Source organism: Gottfriedia sp. OAE603 (genome assembly GCF_040543965.1).
GTDB lineage: Bacteria > Bacillota > Bacilli > Bacillales > Bacillaceae_G > Gottfriedia > Gottfriedia solisilvae.
Window position 1 is genome coordinate 2,938,954 of record NZ_JBEUNN010000001.1, and the last position, 22,422, is coordinate 2,961,375.

Annotated in this window: 21 protein-coding genes and 1 pseudogene; 9 read left to right on the forward strand and 13 right to left on the reverse strand. The window is 33.5% G+C overall.

Annotated elements, in window-relative coordinates:
- Positions 1 to 185 precede the first annotated feature (185 nt).
- A complete protein-coding gene (locus tag ABID96_RS15105) occupies positions 186 to 479 on the reverse strand; it encodes a hypothetical protein (RefSeq protein WP_192602740.1) in 294 nt (97 codons plus the stop codon).
- 179 nt (positions 480 to 658) lie between these two features.
- Here ABID96_RS15105 and ABID96_RS15110 point away from each other — a divergent pair, with 179 nt between their 5' ends.
- Entirely contained in the window at positions 659 to 817 is a 159-nt protein-coding gene (locus ABID96_RS15110) for a hypothetical protein (protein WP_192602741.1), read from the forward strand.
- Between the two features lie 39 nt (positions 818 to 856).
- Here ABID96_RS15110 and ABID96_RS15115 read toward each other — a convergent pair.
- The 5 genes and pseudogenes from ABID96_RS15115 to ABID96_RS15135 form a co-directional block, all read right to left on the reverse strand.
- Positions 857 to 1,291 (reverse strand): annotated as a pseudogene (locus tag ABID96_RS15115) (class I SAM-dependent methyltransferase); the annotation flags it as partial.
- Between the two features lie 7 nt (positions 1,292 to 1,298).
- Positions 1,299 to 2,285, reverse strand: coding sequence for a cation diffusion facilitator family transporter (locus tag ABID96_RS15120; RefSeq protein ID WP_192602742.1), 987 nt, complete (start codon positions 2,283 to 2,285; stop codon positions 1,299 to 1,301).
- A 348-nt stretch (positions 2,286 to 2,633) separates the two neighbouring features.
- Complete coding sequence (locus ABID96_RS15125) at positions 2,634 to 2,861, reverse strand: hypothetical protein (protein WP_192602743.1); 228 nt, start codon at positions 2,859 to 2,861, stop codon at positions 2,634 to 2,636.
- Entirely contained in the window at positions 2,861 to 3,181 is a 321-nt protein-coding gene (locus tag ABID96_RS15130) for a YbjQ family protein (protein WP_192602744.1), read from the reverse strand. The genes ABID96_RS15125 and ABID96_RS15130 overlap by 1 nt, the downstream gene beginning before the upstream one ends.
- 134 nt (positions 3,182 to 3,315) lie before the next feature.
- Positions 3,316 to 3,705, reverse strand: a complete 390-nt coding sequence (locus ABID96_RS15135; RefSeq protein ID WP_192602745.1) for a hypothetical protein — start codon at positions 3,703 to 3,705, stop codon at positions 3,316 to 3,318.
- Between the two features lie 245 nt (positions 3,706 to 3,950).
- On the opposite strand from ABID96_RS15135, the gene ABID96_RS15140 reads away from it, so the two are divergent.
- A complete protein-coding gene (locus ABID96_RS15140) occupies positions 3,951 to 4,847 on the forward strand; it encodes a PhzF family phenazine biosynthesis protein (protein ID WP_192602746.1) in 897 nt (298 codons plus the stop codon).
- Positions 4,848 to 4,882: 35 nt separating this feature from the next.
- Here ABID96_RS15140 and ABID96_RS15145 read toward each other — a convergent pair whose 3' ends face one another.
- Together ABID96_RS15145 and ABID96_RS15150 are read right to left on the reverse strand one after the other, a co-directional pair.
- Positions 4,883 to 5,755, reverse strand: coding sequence for a LysR family transcriptional regulator (locus tag ABID96_RS15145; protein WP_192602747.1), 873 nt, complete (start codon positions 5,753 to 5,755; stop codon positions 4,883 to 4,885).
- Between the two features lie 133 nt (positions 5,756 to 5,888).
- Positions 5,889 to 7,541, reverse strand: a complete 1,653-nt coding sequence (locus ABID96_RS15150) for an FAD-binding dehydrogenase (protein WP_192602748.1) — start codon at positions 7,539 to 7,541, stop codon at positions 5,889 to 5,891.
- A 230-nt stretch (positions 7,542 to 7,771) separates the two neighbouring features.
- On the opposite strand from ABID96_RS15150, the gene ABID96_RS15155 reads away from it, so the two are divergent.
- From ABID96_RS15155 to ABID96_RS15180, 6 genes are all read left to right on the forward strand, one after another.
- Positions 7,772 to 8,515, forward strand: a complete 744-nt coding sequence (locus ABID96_RS15155) for a hypothetical protein (protein ID WP_192602749.1) — start codon at positions 7,772 to 7,774, stop codon at positions 8,513 to 8,515.
- Between the two features lie 398 nt (positions 8,516 to 8,913).
- Complete coding sequence (locus tag ABID96_RS15160; RefSeq protein WP_192602750.1) at positions 8,914 to 9,369, forward strand: MarR family winged helix-turn-helix transcriptional regulator; 456 nt, start codon at positions 8,914 to 8,916, stop codon at positions 9,367 to 9,369.
- A complete protein-coding gene (locus ABID96_RS15165) occupies positions 9,362 to 10,543 on the forward strand; it encodes an MFS transporter (protein ID WP_192602751.1) in 1,182 nt (393 codons plus the stop codon). The genes ABID96_RS15160 and ABID96_RS15165 overlap by 8 nt, the downstream gene beginning before the upstream one ends.
- A gap of 122 nt (positions 10,544 to 10,665) precedes the next feature.
- A complete protein-coding gene (locus tag ABID96_RS15170) occupies positions 10,666 to 10,965 on the forward strand; it encodes a hypothetical protein (protein WP_192602752.1) in 300 nt (99 codons plus the stop codon).
- A gap of 171 nt (positions 10,966 to 11,136) precedes the next feature.
- Positions 11,137 to 11,592 carry a cytochrome P450 gene (locus ABID96_RS15175; RefSeq protein ID WP_377896929.1) on the forward strand — a complete coding sequence of 152 codons (456 nt, stop codon included), beginning with the start codon at positions 11,137 to 11,139 and terminating at the stop codon, positions 11,590 to 11,592.
- A 1-nt stretch (position 11,593) separates the two neighbouring features.
- Positions 11,594 to 12,469 carry a cytochrome P450 gene (locus tag ABID96_RS15180; RefSeq protein ID WP_377896930.1) on the forward strand — a complete coding sequence of 292 codons (876 nt, stop codon included), beginning with the start codon at positions 11,594 to 11,596 and terminating at the stop codon, positions 12,467 to 12,469.
- 252 nt (positions 12,470 to 12,721) lie between these two features.
- Here the strand turns inward: ABID96_RS15180 and ABID96_RS15185 are convergent, their stop codons facing one another.
- Positions 12,722 to 14,077, reverse strand: coding sequence for a trypsin-like peptidase domain-containing protein (locus tag ABID96_RS15185; protein WP_192602754.1), 1,356 nt, complete (start codon positions 14,075 to 14,077; stop codon positions 12,722 to 12,724).
- Positions 14,078 to 14,306: 229 nt separating this feature from the next.
- Between ABID96_RS15185 and ABID96_RS15190 the strand changes: the two genes are divergently transcribed.
- Positions 14,307 to 14,507, forward strand: coding sequence for a cold-shock protein (locus ABID96_RS15190; protein WP_192602755.1), 201 nt, complete (start codon positions 14,307 to 14,309; stop codon positions 14,505 to 14,507).
- A 547-nt stretch (positions 14,508 to 15,054) separates the two neighbouring features.
- Here the strand turns inward: ABID96_RS15190 and ABID96_RS15195 are convergent.
- The 4 genes from ABID96_RS15195 to ABID96_RS15210 form a co-directional block, all read right to left on the reverse strand.
- Positions 15,055 to 15,333 (reverse strand): hypothetical protein, encoded by a 279-nt coding sequence (locus ABID96_RS15195; RefSeq protein ID WP_192602756.1) that lies wholly within the window; start codon positions 15,331 to 15,333, stop codon positions 15,055 to 15,057.
- 402 nt (positions 15,334 to 15,735) lie between these two features.
- Complete coding sequence (locus ABID96_RS15200) at positions 15,736 to 19,308, reverse strand: S8 family serine peptidase (protein WP_192602757.1); 3,573 nt, start codon at positions 19,306 to 19,308, stop codon at positions 15,736 to 15,738.
- Between the two features lie 697 nt (positions 19,309 to 20,005).
- Complete coding sequence (locus ABID96_RS15205) at positions 20,006 to 21,223, reverse strand: acyl-CoA dehydrogenase family protein (RefSeq protein ID WP_192602758.1); 1,218 nt, start codon at positions 21,221 to 21,223, stop codon at positions 20,006 to 20,008.
- A gap of 13 nt (positions 21,224 to 21,236) precedes the next feature.
- The gene (locus tag ABID96_RS15210; protein ID WP_192602759.1) at positions 21,237 to 22,421 is read right to left on the reverse strand and encodes a CaiB/BaiF CoA transferase family protein; all 1,185 of its coding nucleotides are present in this window, start codon (positions 22,419 to 22,421) and stop codon (positions 21,237 to 21,239) included.
- Position 22,422: the final 1 nt, after the last annotated feature.

The window sequence follows — 22,422 nt, forward strand, 5'->3', positions numbered from 1 at the left end:
TACGACGTTCTTAACCAAGCAAAACGATTGTTTGAAACACCTGCATCATCATCTTTATCGTCTAATTTTAGTTCACCATCTGTTGCATGAAGTCTTTACTAATTTTCTATAAAAATTACTTCACCGCTAATTTGTACAAAAAAAATAGACTACCTGTGTAGACTATTCTTCTTCAACAATAAGTATTAAAATTTATCAATTGAATTTGATTCACTGTTAGAGCGAAAATAAATTGCAAAGGAAATCATTAATATCGATACTAATCCTATTACTCCATATATAAATCCAGCTAATGTTACAGCCATTCCTTCAAAGCCTCTGATCGTGCCAAATCCTGAAAAAAACATTATTGTACCAATCATTAAGAATGAAAATGAGATAAATAAAGCAATTATTTTTTTATTTTTAGCAAGCGCCAGAAGAAATACTACCATTAAGACTATTATAATAACAAATTGATGATCCGTTAGAATATACAAGTCCATTTTCCTCCCTTGGTAGATTGTTCCATTTGCATAAAGTATATTATGTAAACTTAATTTCTTTGCCAATTTTAAAAAATTATTTTAGCTATTACTATTTTTGCTCGTTCCTTGGGATATACCAAGTCATTTTGTAAATAATATGATTGTACTTAATAAAATTAGGGAGGGCTTTTATGCCACAGAATCAAAAAGGTAAAGCAAATTTGAGTTCTAATACGACACCAAATGTTGCTGGAACTGATCCTCAAAAAGTAAAACAAGAAATTCAGAATGACGTTAGCCATGGACAAGGAGCAATGACTTCTCGAGAGGCAGGAGCAATGCGCGATTAAAAAACCACTTTGTGTGGTTTTTTCTTTTACACTATTTCATTACTTTTGACATTTTAACATCATAAATGTAAAAGGAGGTTTATTTTCCATATTCTTATGAGGCTCTACAATTTCCGAAGACTCTATTAGTCCATAATTTCCAAATTCTTTTTTAATCGAGTCAGCATCATAAAAATACATTTTGACCCCTTCCATGATCTCAAAATAGTCTTCATCTAGTTTCTTGCCCTTTCCAAACATTGGGGCATCTTTTGAAATTGTCGTTAAAATCATATATCCGCCTGGCTTTAACTGATTATAGCAATCTTTAATAAACTTTTCTCTCTCACTTTTATTCAATAAGTAAATTATTGCTTAACAAAATATCCCATCATAAAGCTTGTCTTCAAAAGGCATATCAGTTACTGAACCATGAAAAGTATTAATATCAAGCCCATTATCTCTAGCTAGATCAATCGCTGTTTGGGAAATCTCACAAAGTCTACTTTTTTTCAACTAACTCTGGCTCATTTTTTTCTTCAGACCAATTCTGAATTCCATCATCCTCATCCAATTCGATGATTACATCCGTTACGCCTTTTTCATTCATAATTTTCTCTTCTAATCGATCTTTTATATCATCAGCCTCAGCAACTGTTAAATTAGGATCAAGTTCTATTTCCAATTCAACATGTAAATCTTCGCCTTCTTTTACAACTGTAAGAGCCTGAATATCCTTTACATCAGGATCTTGCATTATCATCTCACCAATTTTGACTTCCATTTCTTCGTCAGCTTCACCAATGACTCCGGCAGCATTATCAAGAAAAACTTTTCCAACAACAATGAACATCAACATACCTATGATGACAGAAGCAATTCCTTCAGCTTCATGTAATGGTGAATAATGCGCAACAATTACTGCTGTCATGGCTAATAATCCCCCAAGAGTAGCAACTGCATCCTCTAAGAAAACTAATCTTGTAGCCGGTTTTGCTTTTCCCAAATTAGAAATTGCTTGTGTTACAACTCCAAAACCACTTGAATTTATTCCCAGTTCATGACTGATTTCCTTCATTGCTTTATAAAGTACAAATGATTCAAGCAAAACGGAAATTCCTAAAATAAGTAGACTTATAATAAACCCTGACGGGTGAGTAGGTTTAATAATATGATGAATCCCTTCAACGATTGTTTCATACGCCATAATCCCTACAATTAAGACAGCACCCAGCAAAACTAAATTAACAAGTCTACCAAATCCATTTGGAAACCGATCCGTTGGTGACTTTTTACTTAAAGCAGAACCAGTAAATACAAAAAGCTGATTGGCAGTATCCGCAGCACTATGCATCATCTCAGCAAATAAAGCAACACTACCTGTCATTGCAAATCCAATTCCTTTTAAAATAGCTATTATTGTATTAACAATAGCTGCTAATAAAGCAGATTTATTCCCTTTTTTTAATAATAGTAGAAACTCCTTCATGCATGATCCTCTTTTCAAATTTTTTATTATATATTTTTACTTTTTTATATCAAAATGGTCTTTTGTAAAAAGCGTATTATGGAACTTAATATTTACTTATTCAACTATCTTTTCCAAAAATTAATAAAAATAAGTAGCCACAGGCTACTATCACATCATTAACTCATAATTTGAACTAGGAAATTTTAGAAAGCTCATTTTTACAATACACTTTCTAAATTTATCACGTATCAAATATAACATAATTTTCCATCTGAGATTAAATTAATATACTAATTTGCAAACAAAAAAGACTGCCAAAGCAGTCAAATGTTGTTCTACAATATTTTAATTTCCATGTAACTGCGATTATTTCACTTTTTTATAAAAACGTTCGCCTGTATCAGGATTATAATATACCCTTGTTTTCTCACCTGAAACAGGGTCAACATTTATTTCTTCTGTCGATTGAAAACCATCAGGGATTTTTGACCCATGATTATGTTTAAACCGTTTGTCATAGATAAAATATCCAAGCAATATGCAAATGACAATGATGAAAACTTGTAAGACATAATAACCTATGACCAATTCCATTATACTTTCTCCACAACGACAGCTGTTCCATATGCTACAATTTCACTCATGTTTGTACCAATTTCTCCAGAGTCATATCGCATCATGATAATTGCATTTGCGCCCATTTCATTCGCATTTTTAATCATACGATCCAAGGCTTCCTTTCTCGAGTCTTCTAGCATAGCAGTATATTGTTTGATTTCTCCTCCTACTAGCGATTTTAGCCCTGCCATAATATCCCCACCGAGACCTCTACTTCTAACAATTAGACCAAAGGCAGGCCCTTTTACTTCAACAACTTTATAGCCTTCAATTTTTTCTGTGGTCACTACTAACATATTAATCTCCTCCTTTTTTAACTATTGATAAACTTAAAGCAAAGTCATTTACCCGCGTGTTATTTTTATATTAAATTAAATATATATCTTATTTAATAGCTTCAAAAATAAATGACTTAGCTTAATAAGAAATTTTATAGGTTATCTATTTTTAATATTTCTTTAAGTTTCTGTGCATCTACATCTTCAAATTTGCGATACTTATGATTAAGAATATCTACTAGAATTACCTGACTGTCCTCAAGCCACACTTTGTAATTATTTATTAATTCCGACTGGCCCTCTTTTTCGTGCTTTATAATATAGTCCGCATCACGATCAGGCCATATAACATTAGGTAGACTGGGTTCATTCAATAATTTTTTTAATCTATTAAACTCACCCTCATTGTTAATTACTTTTGTAACTACATTACTTCTAGTTTCATCGAATATCCTGAAACTTTCTTTATTTTGATTTATTGAACAAGCAGATAATGAAACCATTTGAAATAAGACTATGAACCCTTTAATGATTTTAGTCATCATATAACATCCTTTCTATCTTAAAGAAATAAAAACATCCTCTATTTCAATTCTTCATGTCAATTTATTTCTCCTTGTTAATCAAACTATTAACATAAATAAGAAAAGAGTGCTATGTAATAAACTACCCCTTTCCCTGTATAAATCAGTTTTTCTAATCCAATACATAAGAAAGATTCATTTTACTAATAGTACCTCGAGTCATATGATAGAACTATCAAAAGATTTTGAAAGGGGATATTCAAATGAAGGAAATTCGTGTTTATCATGTGGATGCTTTTACATCAGAGAAGTTTGGTGGGAATACTGCTGGGGTGATTTTAGACGCTGAAAAACTTTCAGAGTCTGAGATGCAAAATATTGCAAAAGAATTAAATTTACCCGAATCTGTATTTTTATTACCTTCAACGGATGAAGCTGCTGATTATAAAGTGAGATATTTTACACCTGCTGAGGAAATTAACTTTTGTGGTCATGCTACGGTAGGGTTAACTTGGTTACTTGCAACTGAAATGGGTTTAGCAGATGAAAAAGATGGTATCGTTCTAGAAACAAATGTCGGTCATATTCCTGTTATTTGGCATAAAGAAAACGGAAAAATAAAGACTGTTGAAATGACACAAGTTTCGCCTAAAACAGAAGGATTTGAGATACAACTTGATACGCTTAGTTCTCTAATAGGAGTGAAAGAAGATAGTATTGACCAAAACTTCCCTATTAAATTAGCAAGTACAGGTAATTGGCATTTGCTTGTTCCAATGAAAAATAAAGAGGATATTGATGCTGCAGCTCCAGATTTATCTTCACTTGCAAAACATAATAAAGAACATCAGATCAGCACAACTCATCTTTATACTTTTAATACAAATGATGAATATGATTTGTATACGAGGGATTTCGCACCAGGTATAGGAATTAATGAGGACCCTGTAACTGGAGCAGCAAATGGTGCGCTGGCAGGCTTTCTCTTTTTAGAAGGAATGATTTCAAAAAATGAAACAACAAACTTGAAGATTGCACAAGGTAATGCGATTGGCAGACCTGGAACTTTATACATCACAGTTATCCCTGAGAATGATACTGTAAAGATTAAAGTCGCAGGTGAAGCAACAATTACAATTAGAGGCATTTTAATGCTATAAAAAAGCAGCTTGAATTGAATCCTATTTTTGGATTTTCAATTCAAGCTGTTACATTTTTCTTTTACAATTTCTATACATTTCTTAACAGATGGTGAGGCTTGCTTCATTGATTTTATCACTAATCCAATTTCACGATACATTTCTTGCTCGAGTGGAATCACTTTTGTGTTTGAGAGATGCTTCGGTAAGACCAACTCTGGTAGGATCGTCAAACCTATTTCTTCTTCTACCATTGAAATAATTGTTTGGTTATCCTCAATTTCAAATACAATATTCGGCTCGATGTTATGCTTTTTTAATAATCCCTTCACTAAAATCTCGCAGCCTGATTTAGGCATAATAAATGATTCACTTTGTAATGAATTTATGTTCAATTTTTCTAATGTACTTAAATGGTGATGTTTATGAAGAAATACAAATAATCGATCTTTTTGTAGTGATATCGATTCAAAATCATGAATTGGTAAAGGTAAGAAACCAAAATCTATTGTTCCTTGTGTCAGCCATTTTTTTATATTTCCGTAATCACCTTCGAACAGTTCGATTTTGATACCTGTGTATATTTTTTGAAAATCTTTGATGATACCTGGAAGAAACTTCGACGAAAAACTTGGGAAGCTACCTATTTTAATGGTTCCTACTTCAATACCTTGAATGAATGCTGCTTCTTGTTCTAATCGTTTTGCAGTTTGAATGATTTGACGAATATAAGGAATCAATCTTTCACCTGCGTCTGATAAAGATATGCCATTACGGTTGCGATGAAGAAGTACAACGCCTAATTCTGTTTCAAGTGTCAAAATGTTATGACTAACACCTGATTGAGTTAGACCTAACTTTTCACCTGCCTTCGTAAAACTCCCAGTTTCAACGACTTCTAAAAATACTTCATATTGAAAAGTACTCAAAATTCATCCCCCTTTCGCTTTCCACTATTGTAACTTATTGAATTTCGCAATGATCCTTAATCCTTATCATTATATTACTCAACATAGAAAAGTGGAGAACGAATTGCTCGCCTCCACTTCAACTTATAACAAATTATTTTCTTCCAATCGCACGGCCAGCTTGTCTTCCTGAGAACAAACAACCACCAAGAAAAGTTCCTTCCATAGATCGGTAACCATGTACGCCACCGCCACCAAATCCTGAAACTTCACCTGCAGCATATAATCCAGGAATCACATTACCTGAATCATTAAGCACGCTACCGTCTAGATTCGTTTGAAGTCCACCTAAAGTTTTACGACTTACTATATTAAGCCTAACCGCAATTAGAGGTCCATTACTTGGATCTAAAATCTTATGAGGTGGCGCTACTCGAATTAATTTATCCCCTATGTAATTACGCGCTCCTCTTAAGGCTGTAATTTGCAAATCCTTTGTAAATTTATTTTCAATTTCACGATCACGCGCTTTTAACTGACGCTCAATTTCTTCATATTGTATGTAATTTTCATCAGTTAATTGATTCATTCCCTTTACCAGCTCTTCTAGCGAATCCGCAATTACAAAGTCTTCACCTTTTTCCATGAAGGCTTTTACAGGACCTGGAATTCCAGCTGTTGCTCTTCCGATTACTTGTTTAATGCTTTTTCCTGTTAAATCAGGATTTTGTTCAGAACCAGATAGGGCAAATTCTTTTTGAATGATTTTTTTCGTTAAAATGAACCAAGAATAATCAAAACCCGTTTTTTGAATTGTTTCTAGTGTTCCTAGAGTGTCAAAGCCGGGAAAATTCGGTGCTGGTAATCTTTGACCACGCGCATCTAACCAGATTGATGACGGTCCAGGAAGAATACGAATGCCATGGTTAGACCATACTGGATTCCAGTTTTTTAGTCCTTCCGTATAATGCCACATTCGATCTCGATTGACGATTCGTCCGCCCGCCTTTTCAGTAATTGCTAGCATCCTTCCATCAACGTGTGCAGGAACACCAGAAATCATTTTTTTAGGTGCTTGCCCCAATCGACTCGGCCAATTTTGGCGGATCAAATCAAAGTTTGCACCTATACCACCACTTGAAACTAATACTGATTCTGCTTCAAAAGTAAATTCCCCAACCTCAACACGTGAACTATCTTCCCCACGTTTTGCACTACTTTCTTCAAGAATTGCACCGCTCACACCAACAACTGCACCATCTTGAGTTAGTAATTGATCTATTCGATGTCGCGGACGATAATCTACTAAACAATTTTTCATGTGCTCTCTTACTCTTTTTTCAAATGGAGCGACCACCCCTGGACCTGTTCCCCAAACTACATGAAATCGTGGAACCGAATTCCCATGACCTTCAGCAAGATAACCACCACGTTCAGCCCATCCAACGACTGGAAAAAATCGAACGCCCATATTATATAGCCACGATCTTTTTTCTCCTGCCGCAAAATCGACATATGCCTCTGCCCATTTCTTCCCCCAATAATCCTCATCTTCTTCACGATCAAATCCAGCTGTTCCAAGCCAATCTTGCCACGCTAGTTCCTTAGAATCCTTAATACCAAGTCTTCTTTGTTCCGGTGTATCGACTAAAAATAAACCACCAAAAGACCACCAAGCCTGTCCACCTAATGAAGCTTCCGGTTCTTGATCTAATAGCAACACTTTCTTTCCTACATCTGCAATTTCGGCTGTTGCTACTAAACCTGCTAAACCAGCGCCTACAACGATTGCATCGTATTTTTGCATTTCTAGAACCCCCCTCATATCATTCTCTCTTTTTAAGATGTAGCTTATTTATTTTCTTAATTTTCAGTTATCTATAATTATATATTACATTAAATCATAAGTCCCTTACCTACTAAAAAAAGTTTTGCCATGTTAATTATAACAAGATTGATTTGCCAACCCTAGTCAATAGTAGTATAAAGAATAAAATAATATGAATGAAAATGATAAACATAATGGAGGAATTTTCTTTGACAATCGCACCCTATTCTTTATTTGATACATATAAGAAACATATTTTAAATTTACCAACTCCACTTGAAGTCTATTCCTTTAAGAATGAACAGTTTTTACTCGATCAAGATGAAAAGAAACATTTAGAAATCTATTACGCTCCTTTTGAGTACATAAATGAAAAAGCAAAAGTTTTAATTGTCGGGATTACCCCTGGTTTACATCAAATGAAGCGAGCCTATTCAACTGTGGCTAGCTTTAAAGAAAATCCCGCAAGCGATGAAGTCATTCTTCACGAGGTCAAAAAACAATCTAGCTTTGAAGGACCAATGCGCAAAAATCTAATTGCCATGTTAGATGAATTACAATTACACAGCTACTTAGGTATCTCATCGACAAGTGAACTTTTTAGTACAGCTAGTAATTTAGTACAAACAACATCTGTAATTACTTATCCTGTCTTTTATAAAGGTAAAAATTATAATGGATCAACGCCTAATATAATCAATACTGAATTATTAAGGAAGTATATCGTTCATAATTTTTCGAAAGAAATAGTGAGTCTAAATAATCCGCTCATTATCCCTTTAGGAGTGAACGTCTCCAAAGTTTTAACCTTCCTTGGAAATAACGACTATATTGATTTTAATTCTATTTTACATGGGTTTCCACATACATCAGGTGGAAATGGACATCGTCATAAGCAGTTTGCAGAAAATAAGGAAGAAATGAAACAGAAACTGAAATCTTATTTTGGATAGAAAAATTAAAAGTATTTAATGAAATTAAAATAACAATTAATTTAGAAATAAATTCACTGATCCTTATTTTAGAGTAATATTGAAATTTTCTAAATGAATTACTTTATTCTAGTTTTTTAATTGCATGCTGTTGTTTCATGATTGGTTGGAACGGAAGGTGCTCGACTCCTGTGGGAGTAGCGGGACAGGTGCGACCCCGGAGGCGCGCCGAGGAGGCTCACCGCACGCCCCACGGAAAGCGAGCATCCTGAGTGGAAACCAGCACATACTTTTTTAAATCAAAATTAATATATTAGTAACATTTCCCCCACTAGACATTATCCACATTTTCAAATATAATTAGCTAGACAACTAATTTAATTAGCTAGCTAACTATATTATTTATTAGGAGAATAAATATGCGAAATCGTCAGCCTTTCTTTTTTTCACTTAATCAAGTTACACGCCAATTTTCAAAGTCATTTAATGAAAATCTTGTACCGACAGGATTATATTTAGCACAATGGTCTGTTATTCGTTACATTAACCTTCATGGACCATGTACCCAACGTACGATTTGTTCGAATTTGAATATTGAGCCACCTACATTAACAAGAACTTTATGCAGAATGGAGAGTCTTGATTTAATTGTTCGAAAAGAAGGTAGCGATAAAAGAGAAAAAATGATTCATCTTACCGATAAAGCAATCAATCAAATTAACGATTGGCAAGAGAAAATCATTTCGTTTGAAAATGAAGTGATCAAAGATATATCCGATGAAGAGCTTGAGATTGCACATCAAGTTTTTCAAAAAATGATGAACAATATGAAAGCATCTGAAGGAGAAACAACTGGGGGAATTTTAATTGAATGAACGTTTATGGACAAAGGATTTTATTAGTGTTAGCTTAAGCGCTTTTTTTGCATTTTTAGTTTTTTATACATTAACAGCAACATTGCCTATTTATGTACTAAATGATTTAGGTCAAAAACAAAGTCAGGTTGGCCTTGTCATCACAGTTTTCTTAATTTCAGCCGTTATCATCAGACCTTTCTGTGGTATATGGCTTGATACAATTGGAAGAAGAAAAATATTAATATCTTCGTTAGCTTTCTTTGCAATCACTACATTTTTCTATTTAATCGTAAATAATTTCTTCGGATTACTTACACTTCGATTTATTCAAGGAATTTCATTTGGATTAGCAACAACTGCTTTAGGTACAATTGTAGCAGAAATCATACCTCCAAAACGTCGGGGAGAAGGAATGAGTTATTTTAGCTCAGCAATGATTTTAGCGATGGTTTTTGGTCCTTTTCTAGGGATCACCTTTATGAATCATTTCAGTTTTTCTATATTATTTTTAGTTTGTGGCATATTTGGAATTCTTTCCTTTGTGTTTGGAATGACGACAAATATCCCAAAACAAAGCATTAATGCGAAAACTCCGATTCGATTTTCTAACTTAATTGAACGAAAAGCTTTACCAATCTCATTAACAGCAGCATTTATTTCGTTTGGTTATAGTAGTATCATGTCATTTATTACTCTTTATGCGAATGAATTAGGGTTTGTAGAAATCGCTAGCTTTTTCTTTATCGTATATGCGGTTGTCGTATTAATGTCGCGACCTTTTACAGGAAAGTTATTTGACCGTAAAGGTGAAAATATCATAATTTATCCTGGCATCATCGTATTTTCGATTGGACTAATTGTTCTAGGATTTTCTAATATCCCTTCGATCTTTTTACTTTCAGCTGTTTTAATTGGTTTGGGTTACGGTTCAATCGCACCAAGTTTCCAAACATTAGCAATTAACACCGCAGCTCCTGCAAGAAAAGGTATGGCAACAGCCACTTACTTTATGTTTTTTGATATCGGTATTGGATTAGGTTCTTTCGTACTTGGAATTGTCACTGCAAAAACTTCTTTCCATTCAATGTACGTTTTATCTGCATTAATCGTTTTAGTCACTACTGTAATTTATTATTTGTTGCACGATCGAAAACAAAAAGTGGTACCAGAAATCAGCAAGCAAGCAGCTTAAATAGATTTATAAAAAAACTCGCCAATATTGGCGAGTTTTTTTACACTGCCTTTGTTCAATACCAGCATAATTCAACACTGATAAGGAAAACGTAATACTAAAAATGATATGGAGGAATTCAAATGAGTACTGAAAATCCGAATGACGGCTATCCATTTCCAATTTTAGGTGTAAATTTAGATTCAGAGAATAATGTGAAATTAAATGAGGATACATATGAAGTGTATGTTAATGATGAATTTGTCGGACACAAAACATTAAAAACTGCTGGAGAAAAGCTTTCAGATGTTGAAGATTTTTTACGAATTCAAGGGATTCATGATTTTTCCTCTGCCCTAAGAGGAGACCATTTTATGATTCAAACAAATGGTGACTTCGAACATCTGAAAGAGGCATTATCGGTATATTTTAATAATCGGTAAAAAACAATTTATTTTCTAAAATTAAACTCCCCTAAACAACTACTTTTAGGGGTTTTTCAAATTGGAATAAAATGATTGATATAAAGATACTGATGGATAGCATGAGTTATTGTATATCGTTAATATAATAGGAATATCTGTGAAAAACTTTCCTGATTGGAGTGAAACGATATGCTTGAAATAAAAGGACTGGCTTCTTTTTCACCTTTAGGTCATTTAAATGAGTTTCGAAAAGATCCTCTTCTATTTTTAAGTGATCTTTATCAACAATATGAAACGATTGTCTCTTTTCGATTTGCTCATCGTAAAATCCATTTACTATTAGAGCCAGACCTCATTAAGGAAGTACTAGTTTCTAAACAAAATTCTTTTCATAAATCTAAACCATTTCAAGAAATGAAAACCTTACTCGGGGAAGGATTATTAACTAGTGAAGATGATTTTCATTTGAAACAGCGTAGATTAATACAGCCTTCATTTACAAAGCAGCATGTACAAACATATGCTGAGAAAATGACGATGATTACGGAAGAATTTATCACTTCTTGGGATGACGAAGAAGAACGGCTCACTAGCAGAGATATGATGGAACTCACTTTAGCTATTATTGCCAAAAACAATGTTTAGCATGGATATGAAACAGGGGCATGAAAAAGTCGGTAAGCACTTAGATGTGATTATGAATATAGCAACAAAGCGAATCCGCTCTGTCTTAAAATCCCCCTTAGCTTTGAAAACACCACAAAATAAGTCACTAACAGAAGCGATTAAGAAAATAGATGATGTATTATATGAAATCATCGAAAAGCGAAGTAACTTAGACACACAAAATGACTTATTAGAAGTTTTAATGCGTGCTAGAGATGAAGAATCAAATGAAGGAATGTCTAATCAACAATTAAGGGATGAAGCAATGACTATTTTTCTTGCTGGTCACGAAACAACAGCAAATGCATTGTCATGGTGCCTATATTTAATTTCACAATACCCAGATAAAGCTAAACCCTTATACGAAGAAGTTGATCGTGTACTTGGTAAAAAACGAGCAAATTATGATTCTATGAAAGACTTAATCTATACGCAGCAAATAATTTGGGAAAGCATGCGCCTCTACCCTCCCGCTTGGGTGATCAGTAGAAAAGCAATGAATGACGTAACAATCGGACATTATAAAATAAATAAAGGTGAAACAGTCATGATGAGTTCCTATATCATGCATCGCTCTGAAAAGTATTTTTCAAATGCAGATGAATTTATCCCAGAACGTTTTCAGAATGGCAAAGTGCAAGGTGTTCCTGAATTTGTTTATTTCCCATTTGGTGGAGGCCCACGCGTTTGTATAGGGAATCATTTTGCCATCATGGAGGCAACACTAGTTCTCGCAACATTGGTAAAAAACTATTCGTTTGAACTTGTCTCAGATCATCATAAAGTCGAAGCAGAACCTCTCATTACCCTTCGCCCGAAGAATGGCTTACGTATGGTAGTTAAAAAGAGAAAGTAAAAACAGGTTCACTTCACAAAAAAAGCTTGGGAATCTCCAAGCTTTTTTTATTTGTTTCAAGATTGTTCTTTGGCTAAATTTCTATTTACTAAAATATCATTCCATTTATTAGCTAAAAGTCCATACATTACTTGGTCTACGAAACCCCCTTTTCACGTTAGTCATTTATTAATAAACTTCTTTGGATTGGTTTTTAATATTTTAACAAGTAAAGGGCCTCCAATTTGGAAGACCTTTACTACAAACTATTAATTATTGTTCTCCAATCCATACTGAAACTGAATATTCTTGACCTGCGTTATTATATTTAGCTTGAGGGTCTACATACACTCCAATATGATAAAATCCTGGTGTTAAATCATTTGATAAATAGCAGTAGTACCTTTGACGTTCTGGATCCCATTCTGCAGTACAGACATCAATGAATTCACCATCAACGTCATATAAAGCAAACGTTAGGTCCTCACTATATGTAGCATCAGTCGTAGAAGCTATAATAGATACATTTTCATTATCTGTAATTAAAAAGTAATAGAAATCCATATCTTTATTACTTGAAAAGGTTCCATATAGCATTGCATCTGAGTATGGAATATAATCTGCATCATCAACCGTATTATTACTTTCTTCTTCTTCAACTGATCCCTTACCATGTGCTGTAACATAATAAGCCTTATTTATTTCAAATAAATCATAGTTTGAGTTTGCTGGAATTTGCTTATACACATTAATTGGAATAGCGTAATTCATGTTTTGTGCATCTACTCGTGTTAAGTCATTTACTCCAATTACTTCTCCATATACATTCACGAGTACACCTCCTGAATTTCCTGGCGTAATCGGCGCACTTGTTTGGATAAATTGATTCTTTCCAATTGTTACATTTTTATTGCTAACAATACCTTCAGTAATCGTATTTTGAACTCCTCTAGGTGACCCAAGGGCATAAACTTTTTCACCTGTTTGAACTTTACTTGAATCGGCAAGAGTTACAACAGGTAAGTTTGTAGGGCCATCAATCTTTAAAATAACAATATCTTTATCCGCGTTAAAACCCTTAACCCTATTAGTCTCGTAAGTTATTCCATTTGAGAGTTTAATCTTAACATTCGATACTAAAGATACATCTGAAACTACGTGATGGTTAGTAACGATTTTTCCGTCTTTGGAAACAATAAACCCGCTACCAGTTCCAACCAATTGATTATATTGGTTATATGATTCTATGTATACTACACTTTTATTTACTTTATCAAAGGCTTCTTTAGCAGAAAGTTTCTTTTTAGATACTGAAACTGTTGCTACGCTTTTGATCTTTAGTTTCGGAACTGAAACAGTTATGTTAGCTTTACCTGGCTTTAATGCTGTTACTTTGCCATTTTTCACTGACATTACTCCGCTATTACTTGTTGACCATACTACAGGAGTGTTCTTAATGTTTTGCGCCTTATATGTTAGTTGTTTACTCTGACCTACATAGATGCTTAATTTTGATTGTGTTAGTTTGATAGATGGTTTTACAGTTGCAGCGGATGCATTGTTTGTATAACCTTGAACTAAGAATAATACTATCAACATTGATAAAAAAAGATTCCTAAACTTCTTCAATCGATCTCCCCCGTTACATAGTTTGTATTATTAAAAATATATTCCAAAATAACCCAATTATTATATCGGCATTACAAAATGGAATATTAAGAAAAAGATTAAACCAGGTAAAATGATTGAGTCTTAATTTAGTTTAAATCTAAATATTTTAGGTAATTTGATTATATTCACCATTACTGGTAGAATTAGGTATTACATTGTGTGTAACACACGCTAGGAGGCAACAAAAATGGAACATGGTAAAGTAAAATGGTTTAATGCAGAAAAAGGTTTTGGATTTATCGAGCGTGAAAATGGAGATGATGTATTCGTACATTTCTCAGCTATTCAAACTGATGGTTTTAAATCATTAGATGAAGGTCAAGCGGTTACATTTAATGTAGAGGCAGGTCAACGTGGACCTCAAGCGACTAACGTTCAAAAAGCATAATCATATAAAAGGAAAGACAGATCTTTTTTTAAAAGGTCTGTCTTTTTTTATTTAAGTATGTAGGAACTGCATATTAGAAATCTTATATGATCCTCATTTTTCTGTTAGCCAAATGGCTTTTGAGAAAGTTTCTATTGCCTACGTAAGCCACAGTTAAATTTCTTTGCTTCATCAATCGTTTTTGTTTCGACCACTCAGAGTCTATGTCAGTAAACAACCGAAACACGTATTGGCACAAAGAAAACCCACAAGATTCAATATATGTATGGTATGCAGAGAGTATTCCATTTTTTATTCTAACGTTAACGTTCTTACTAATTCATTAAACATAATAATACATCTTATGCTATTAAGATTGTGTTCCGTATTTTAAATCAGTACCATTACTAATTGCTTCTCAATTTCTTTTTGAAACAAAAAACCCCTATTCATATCGAATAAGGGTGTTCACTAAAGGTATATCAAGTAAAGAAAATGGTTTAAATTATTATAGCTTAAATAAAATTTAAGTACAAATATCTACAGATTAGCACTTTACTAAATCAACTCATTCAGGTCTTACTTTTCTTGGAATACTCTCGTAGAAAGATTTAAATGCATTAATTTTTGAATTCAACCTTTCTAGTTCTTCATTAGGAATAAAACCAACTTCTAAGAACTTACTATGAACATCCTGCATATACCTTATAATTTCAGTAATACCAGAATTTGTGTAATTATATAAAGTTATATATCGACTTGTTTGAACTGTAAATAACGAGTAATCTTGTTTATATGTATTTATACGGTTATAGATAATGATGGCATGATTTTTATTAAAATTCATTTTATCTCTAGATAATTCAAATTGTTCAATTGTCTTTATATCATAAGACCATTTTGATTTATTGTACTTAATGGCGAACTTGAAGTACAGACTGAAAGAAATAAGCTATATTAACTGTTTTTTTATCTTTAAAATAAAAATCCCCTTTAAGACCTTCATAAACGATCAAGTTCTTTTAAAACTTCATCCCCATTTACATGTCCATACTTGGTTCTATATTAAAATATTTATTTTTATATTCACACATTTTATATGTTTGATAGTTTTATTTTACTTAACATCGGTCACTTGTAATTCAAAATTCTAAACTGGATATATTCTATAACTTGGAGAAATATATACAATGTATGTAACCCAAAAAAATACAAGTCAAGCTCATTGAAAGCTGACTTGTATAAAAAATTAGCGTTTTACCGTAATTATTTTGGATGATGTTGTTACTTTGAACCCATCCTTTGTAATTACATCTGCAGAAATAGTATACGTACCATCTGGAACATTTGATTCAGGTGTCCATTTCATACGTAAAGTATGTTCATTCATAACATCTTTCGTTTCAATTATGTTTCCATTTGAATCTTTAATAATAATCTTCCAATCTACGCGATTATTTGCATAACCTGTAATTTGAGCTGGATTATTTTCATTTACATTATATCCAGATACGTAAAACCAACTAAGAACCATGCCGTAATCAATATATGATGGGTCACCCCAAACTCCGTAACTTTGATTGTATGCATAATCATAACCTAATACAACGACACTTTTCGGCTCAGATGAGACAGTGATCGATGATTCTCCTACCTTCGTTTCATAATACTCACCATTTACAAACACGATGGCACCTTTGTATCCGCTACTATTTAGTGTGTCAACTGCATTAAATGAGATTTCATATTTTCCATTTTTTGGTTGCACTTGAATATTTGAAATTTTTACTGCAGTCGAATCCACCTTAACCGGAAGCTTTACATATTGGGGCTTCGCATTTTTATAATCCAATACAGTTTTAATGACATAATTGTAATATCCATCCGGAACAAGCTCACCCTTCTCGTTTGTCTCATTCCATGTATATTGTGGTGCAGTGAATTCATCAAACTTATAGTAGAAATCACCGCTAAACATGCTATTTTTTGTGAATTTATATGGAGAACCATCAGCTGTAAATTCACTAAAGTTCCCTAACCATTTAACTTTACGACCTGATTCGTCTTCAATGTACATCTCAGTTTCTTTTAAATTTCGAAATACTTGAAACGATGGGAACACACCTGGTGCAAACGTGTTTGGTGAAATAGTCATATGATTCACATTAAAGCCACCTGTATTTCCATCAAATCCTAGTGGACCCTCTGACACATCATCCCAAAGGACAGTATATCCTAAATAAACCCCGTCGTTCCATGGTGCAGGATCTATATTTTTTGGCTTTGTCCAGTCACCTAAAAAGCCCATATAAGGCATCGTTAGAGGGACTGCTTTATCTTTATTCACCCCAGATGGTACAAGACGAACAAATCCTTCTAAAAATTCTTCTTCTTTAATGTTATATGGCAGGTCTATTTTAACGTCAATCGAAGCGTATTCTCCTGGCTTTACAGTTACAACAGTACCTTTCGTATCCGTTACGACTTGATTGTTAACTTTGATATTTGCTCCGGTTACGCGTTTACTCTTTAATGCTAAGTATTCGTGTGATTCATCTACTTTTCCATCATTGTTATAATCAAACGTTTTGTTCTCAGTTTCATCAGTTAAAAGATCAACATAAACTGTATATTCTATGTCATTTACACTACTCTTTTTATTATCTTTATTTGCTCCTAGAAGTGATTCTAAATTTAAACTAAAGTTCACATTTTTATTATTTATTTCTTTAAGCGCTACTGCACCAGCTTGCTCGAGTGGTGTTTTTTTCCTTGTAATGATTGCAGGAGTATTAATTGCATTTTGAATTTGCATTAAACCTGAACCTTGAATACGTGGAGAATAAGGGATTGCATTATTCGTATTAGGGTCCATTAAAACAGTTGAAGTATTCATTAAGGCAATTTTTGATTTTAATACAGTTTCCTCTGAATGTTTTAGTCCTTTTTTATATAAAGACTGTAATAAAAGTGCTGCTCCACCAGCTACATGAGGTGTTGCCATTGATGTACCACTATAAACATCATATTTGTTCCCAGTTACTGTCGAATAAATATTTCCACCTGGTGCAGTAATTTCTGGCTTGAAATCTAAAGTATAAGGCGCACCGTATGAAGAGAAGTAGGACATATTATTTTTAAATTCATTATCAACATAAGTGCCACTTGATATTTGCATACTTACTTTTTGTCCACTAGATAGTTTGGAGATTAATGCATTACCTACAGCTTTAGAAGTAGTAACTGACGTCAAGAAGTATGGTGAAAAATCAATATCAGCAAAATCGGGTAAGCTTGAACCTGGTACTTGGATCAGTGCAACCGCTCCCCTTCTCGATGCCTGTTGTTGAAATTCAACATTCCCTACATAGCCGTAAGGAGGAATCGGTTTCGTTACAACTATTTTTCCATTTACATCTTTTCCATTGTAATCAATAGACCGTCCTTCACCTACATAAACAAATTCATAATTTTTCCCTTTTTCTAAAACGTCAGTCAGACTATTACCAGCTTGATTTTTATAAGGAAAAATATCTCCAGTTGTTGATTTCAAAGCGTCCATATGAACTTTTGAATTTTCAAAAGATGAGACAGATAATGCAAATGGACTGACACCAGGTGACCCCACTGTTCCAATATCTGGATTCTCTGCATATGGTTTTAATGACCTATCTAGTAGATTATTTTTCGTACTATAAGCTGCATTTCCACCTGCAACGACAACCAATGTCCCTCGTTCAGTTGCTCGGCGTATCGCTTTTTGTACTGGATCATCTTCTTCACCAACCCATCCAGAATCACTACCTAAACTTATATTAATAACATCTGCATCCATCGTTACTGCGTGTTGAATTCCTGCTATCAAGTCATCCTCGTATGCTCCGCCACCATTATCTGAAAATACTTTTTCAGCTAACAATTGAACACCAGGTGCTATACCTTTCACACCATCACTCGTTTCATCACCATTTGCACCTATTGTACCTGAAACGTGAGTACCGTGTGCGCTTCCGTATGATCCAGGAATAACATCTGTGTCATCATCCGCCCAATCATATCCTGTCGGAACTTTGTCACTATACCAAGTTTCGTTTACATTTGTTTCTGCAAATTTTGCTTGAATCTTATCTTTTGTCAACTTTTCTTGTTGCTTCCCTTTATCAGTAATCGTCATATCCTTATGTGTCCAGTCAATACCTGAGTCGATTACTCCAACTACAAGTCCTTCTCCTTGGTATCCGTACGATTCCCAAACTTTTTGGGCTTGTACTAATTCCTTGCTCGCCGCCATTGAAGGTTGGAAAACATTAGCAATATGAATATTCTTTACGCCTTCAATCGTTTTCATTTCTTTCACATTTTTATATTCTGTTTCAGTACTAAATCCGTTAAATCCTATAAAGAAACGATGTTTAATATCTATATTTTTTTTCGTTTTATTTAGATTTTTAATGACTTCATCTTGCTTGACCTTATACTCTTTCTCTTTCGTTTCATCAGACATGGATGATGTATCTTCTGGACTATCAACTTCAACTATTATTCTTACTTTCTCGTTTGGTTGAAACTTTTTAATTTGTTGCTTCTCTGGATCATATAAGTCTTTATATCCAACATGATTGTTTTCACCAGACCCATTCTGATTTTGTTCAGATAATAATCCTTTTTTTATGTAATCACTGATATTGCGAGACGGATTATTTTCATTTGTTGAAGCAATTTCATTATTTGCTCCTTCTGCGAATACAGTTGTAGAGATTAGTAAAACAGACAGACCTACTGAAGAAATAACTTTATAAGGAAATAATTTTCTTTTTTTCAAACTTTCCACCCTTTCAATCTATTAACTTATAAGTGGGTAGCCTTTACTAGAAATATAGAGGTTGATTAGTAGGATATACTTCTGAATTCATTTGGAGTAAATAAGGGAGATAGAACAGACCCAAAAAACATACAAAAATTGCAATTCTTTTTTTAATCACTAAACGGTCTTTTCATCTTAATTAGCAGAACAAAAAACTTCTTCTAATAATGTAAACCATTTCTATTTTTTATGATCCGTTTTTATATCGCCCCTTTCAAATTTAATTCCCTTGAACGTTATTGAGATTCTAAAAATCTACTTTGGGAACTTTATTCATATTGTAGTTGGACACGGACACACTGTAAATTGGGGGAATTATTAGTGGTTCTGATATAAAAAAAAACAGTTTTCTCCTAAAATAATGCCGAAATATAGAGACTAATATAGAATTTGGTAAAAATTATCTGTAAGTATATTATGTAAATAAATTTTTTTAAAATGAGAAGATTAGAATTTGGGGGAAATAGTCATTTAGACCTTATCGCTTAAAGAGAAAGGAAGTATAATTGTCACGGGCAATTGTTAAAATTCAAATTACCGTTACTAACAAACAAATGAAATTCTTTTAACAAAAAAAAGACAAGAGATATCTCTCTATGTCATTCATAAATAACTATTTTAGTTAGATATAGCCACAAATGGCGATATTCCGTTTTTAGGATTTAACTGTTTCTACATTAACCTCTTCAAATGGCCAAGATGGAAGCATTTTTCTTAAGATTTTATCTTCCCTATAGCCTAAGTCATATTCAGCCTGCATAATTGTATGAATTTCTCTTGTTCCTTCGTAGATTACTGGAGCTTTTGAATTTCTTAAATAACGCTCTACAGGAAACTCATTTGAAAATCCGTATGCACCATGAATTTGCACTGCATCATTTGCAGCCTCATTTGCGGCATTACACGAAATCCATTTCGCTAGTGAAGTTTCTCTTGTATTTCGCTTACCATTATTTTTTAACCAACCAGCTTTATAAACTAATAATCTTGAGATTTCAAGGTTTGATGACATTTTAGAAATCATCTGTTGAACAAGTTGGTGTTTTCCTATTTCTTTACCAAACGTTTTTCGTTCGTGGCAATATTTTACACTTGCTTCAAGGGATGCTTGGATTAATCCACAAGCACCAGCTGCTACTGTAAATCGTCCATTATCAAGTGCAGACATTGCAATTTTAAATCCTTCACCTTCAAAGCCTAATAAATTTTCAGCAGGCACTCTTACATCATCTAAGAATACTTCACCAGTATTTCCTGCTCGAATTCCCATTTTTCCTTTTATCGCTTTTGTAGAAACACCTTCAAAAGAACGTTCTACAATAAAACAAGATATACCATGGTGCTTTAAGTCGTGACTTGTTTTAGCAAAAATTAAAAAATGGTCAGCTACATCACATAATGAAATCCATGTCTTTGATCCATTTAATAGGTAACTGTCACCATCTTTGACAGCAGTTGTTTTCATAGCCACTACATCTGAACCTGCATCTGGTTCAGTTAATCCAAAAGCACCAATTTTCTTACCCTTAGCTTGTGGAACAAGATATTTTAGCTTTTGTTCTTCATTTCCACATTGTAATAATGTCATGCTATTTAAACCTGTATGAACAGAAACAGCCGTACGGAAAGCAGTATCTCCTCTTTCTAATTCTTCACACACGATTGCCAATGTATTATAGTCCATCCCTACTCCACCGTATTGCTCTGGAATACAAACTCCCATTAGTTGTAACTCAGCAAGTCGATTTAGAATATTTGTTTCAAAGTGCCCTTTTTCATCCCACTCTTTTATAAAAGGAATAATTTCTTTATCCACAAAACTTCGTACTACCTTTCGTACACTAATTTGTTCCTCCGATAATGAAAAATCCATCTTTATTTCCTCCTCAAATTGAATGATTTAATTTCATTTCTTCTATTTCTGATTGTGAATATCCAAGTTTACTCATTATTTCTTCAGTATGCTCGCCATGTAATGGAGGGTGTCTCAAAACTTCAATTGGCGTTTTCGATAATTTTAATGGTGATCCAACTAACTTTAGATTTTTTATGAAAGGATGATTTACATCTAAAACCATATTTCTCGATTGAGCTTGTTCAGACTGTAGGGCTTCACTAATATTATAAATAGGGCCGTTAGGGATACCATTTTGATTTAAAAGTTCTTTCCATTCACTTTTACTTTTTGAAATTAACTTATTTTGGATTAATTGTTCTATTTGTTTTCTATGCTGTAAGCGACTAGAATTTGTCTTGAATGTTTCTTCCAATAAAATTGGTTCTTCAATTAGTAAAGCAAATCTCCTAAATTGTTCATCGTTACCAACTGCTATAACCAGTTCTCCGTCACTCGCAGAAAAAACTTGGTATGGAACAATATTTGGATGATAATTCCCCATTCGTTCTGGTATATTTCCACTACATAAATAATTACTAGCTACATTCACTAAAGCAGCTAGTTGAGAGTCAAATAAGGAAATATCGATTTCCTGTCCTTCTCCTGAATAATTGCGATGATGTAATGAAGCAAGAATTCCAATGCAAGTAAATAATCCAGTTAATACATCTGAAATGGCTACTCCGACTTTTGTTGGTTGTAGCTCTTTCTCTCCGGTTATGCTCATTAATCCAGACATGGCTTGGATAATATAATCGTATCCAGGTAAATTTGAATTAGGTCCTTGACTACCAAACCCACTTATTGAAGCTAATATAATATCTTCTTTTATCTTTGTCATATCATCATAGGCAAAACCTAATTTCGCTAATGTTCCTGGCTTGAAATTTTGAATGACCACATCAGCCTCTGAAATTAGCTTTTTTAATATTTCCTTACCCTGCTCACTTTTCAGGTTCAGCGTAAAGCCTTGCTTATTTCTATTGGCACATAAATAATATGCACTTTCTCCTTCAACAAAAGGTGGTCCCCATCCTCTTGTTTCATCACCACGATCAATACTTTCTACTTTTATTACCTCGGCCCCTAAATCTCCTAAGATCATCGTACAAAAGGGACCAGCCAGCACTCTGGTTAAATCTATGATTTTTATTCCATGTAATGCTCCTGGCAAT

Excerpts from the sequence above, each read along its gene's own strand:
- ABID96_RS15110 (WP_192602741.1), top strand. The coding sequence starts at position 659 with ATGCCACAGAATCAAAAAGGTAAAGCAAATTTGAGTTCTAATACGACA.
- ABID96_RS15120 (WP_192602742.1), bottom strand. The coding sequence starts at position 2,285 with ATGAAGGAGTTTCTACTATTATTAAAAAAAGGGAATAAATCTGCTTTA.
- ABID96_RS15125 (WP_192602743.1), bottom strand. The coding sequence starts at position 2,861 with ATGGAATTGGTCATAGGTTATTATGTCTTACAAGTTTTCATCATTGTC.
- ABID96_RS15130 (WP_192602744.1), bottom strand. The coding sequence starts at position 3,181 with ATGTTAGTAGTGACCACAGAAAAAATTGAAGGCTATAAAGTTGTTGAA.
- ABID96_RS15135 (WP_192602745.1), bottom strand. The coding sequence starts at position 3,705 with ATGACTAAAATCATTAAAGGGTTCATAGTCTTATTTCAAATGGTTTCA.
- ABID96_RS15140 (WP_192602746.1), top strand. The coding sequence starts at position 3,951 with ATGAAGGAAATTCGTGTTTATCATGTGGATGCTTTTACATCAGAGAAG.
- ABID96_RS15150 (WP_192602748.1), bottom strand. The coding sequence starts at position 7,541 with ATGCAAAAATACGATGCAATCGTTGTAGGCGCTGGTTTAGCAGGTTTA.
- ABID96_RS15160 (WP_192602750.1), top strand. The coding sequence starts at position 8,914 with ATGCGAAATCGTCAGCCTTTCTTTTTTTCACTTAATCAAGTTACACGC.
- ABID96_RS15170 (WP_192602752.1), top strand. The coding sequence starts at position 10,666 with ATGAGTACTGAAAATCCGAATGACGGCTATCCATTTCCAATTTTAGGT.
- ABID96_RS15175 (WP_377896929.1), top strand. The coding sequence starts at position 11,137 with ATGCTTGAAATAAAAGGACTGGCTTCTTTTTCACCTTTAGGTCATTTA.
- ABID96_RS15180 (WP_377896930.1), top strand. The coding sequence starts at position 11,594 with ATGGATATGAAACAGGGGCATGAAAAAGTCGGTAAGCACTTAGATGTG.
- ABID96_RS15190 (WP_192602755.1), top strand. The coding sequence starts at position 14,307 with ATGGAACATGGTAAAGTAAAATGGTTTAATGCAGAAAAAGGTTTTGGA.
- ABID96_RS15195 (WP_192602756.1), bottom strand. The coding sequence starts at position 15,333 with ATGAATTTTAATAAAAATCATGCCATCATTATCTATAACCGTATAAAT.
- ABID96_RS15205 (WP_192602758.1), bottom strand. The coding sequence starts at position 21,223 with ATGGATTTTTCATTATCGGAGGAACAAATTAGTGTACGAAAGGTAGTA.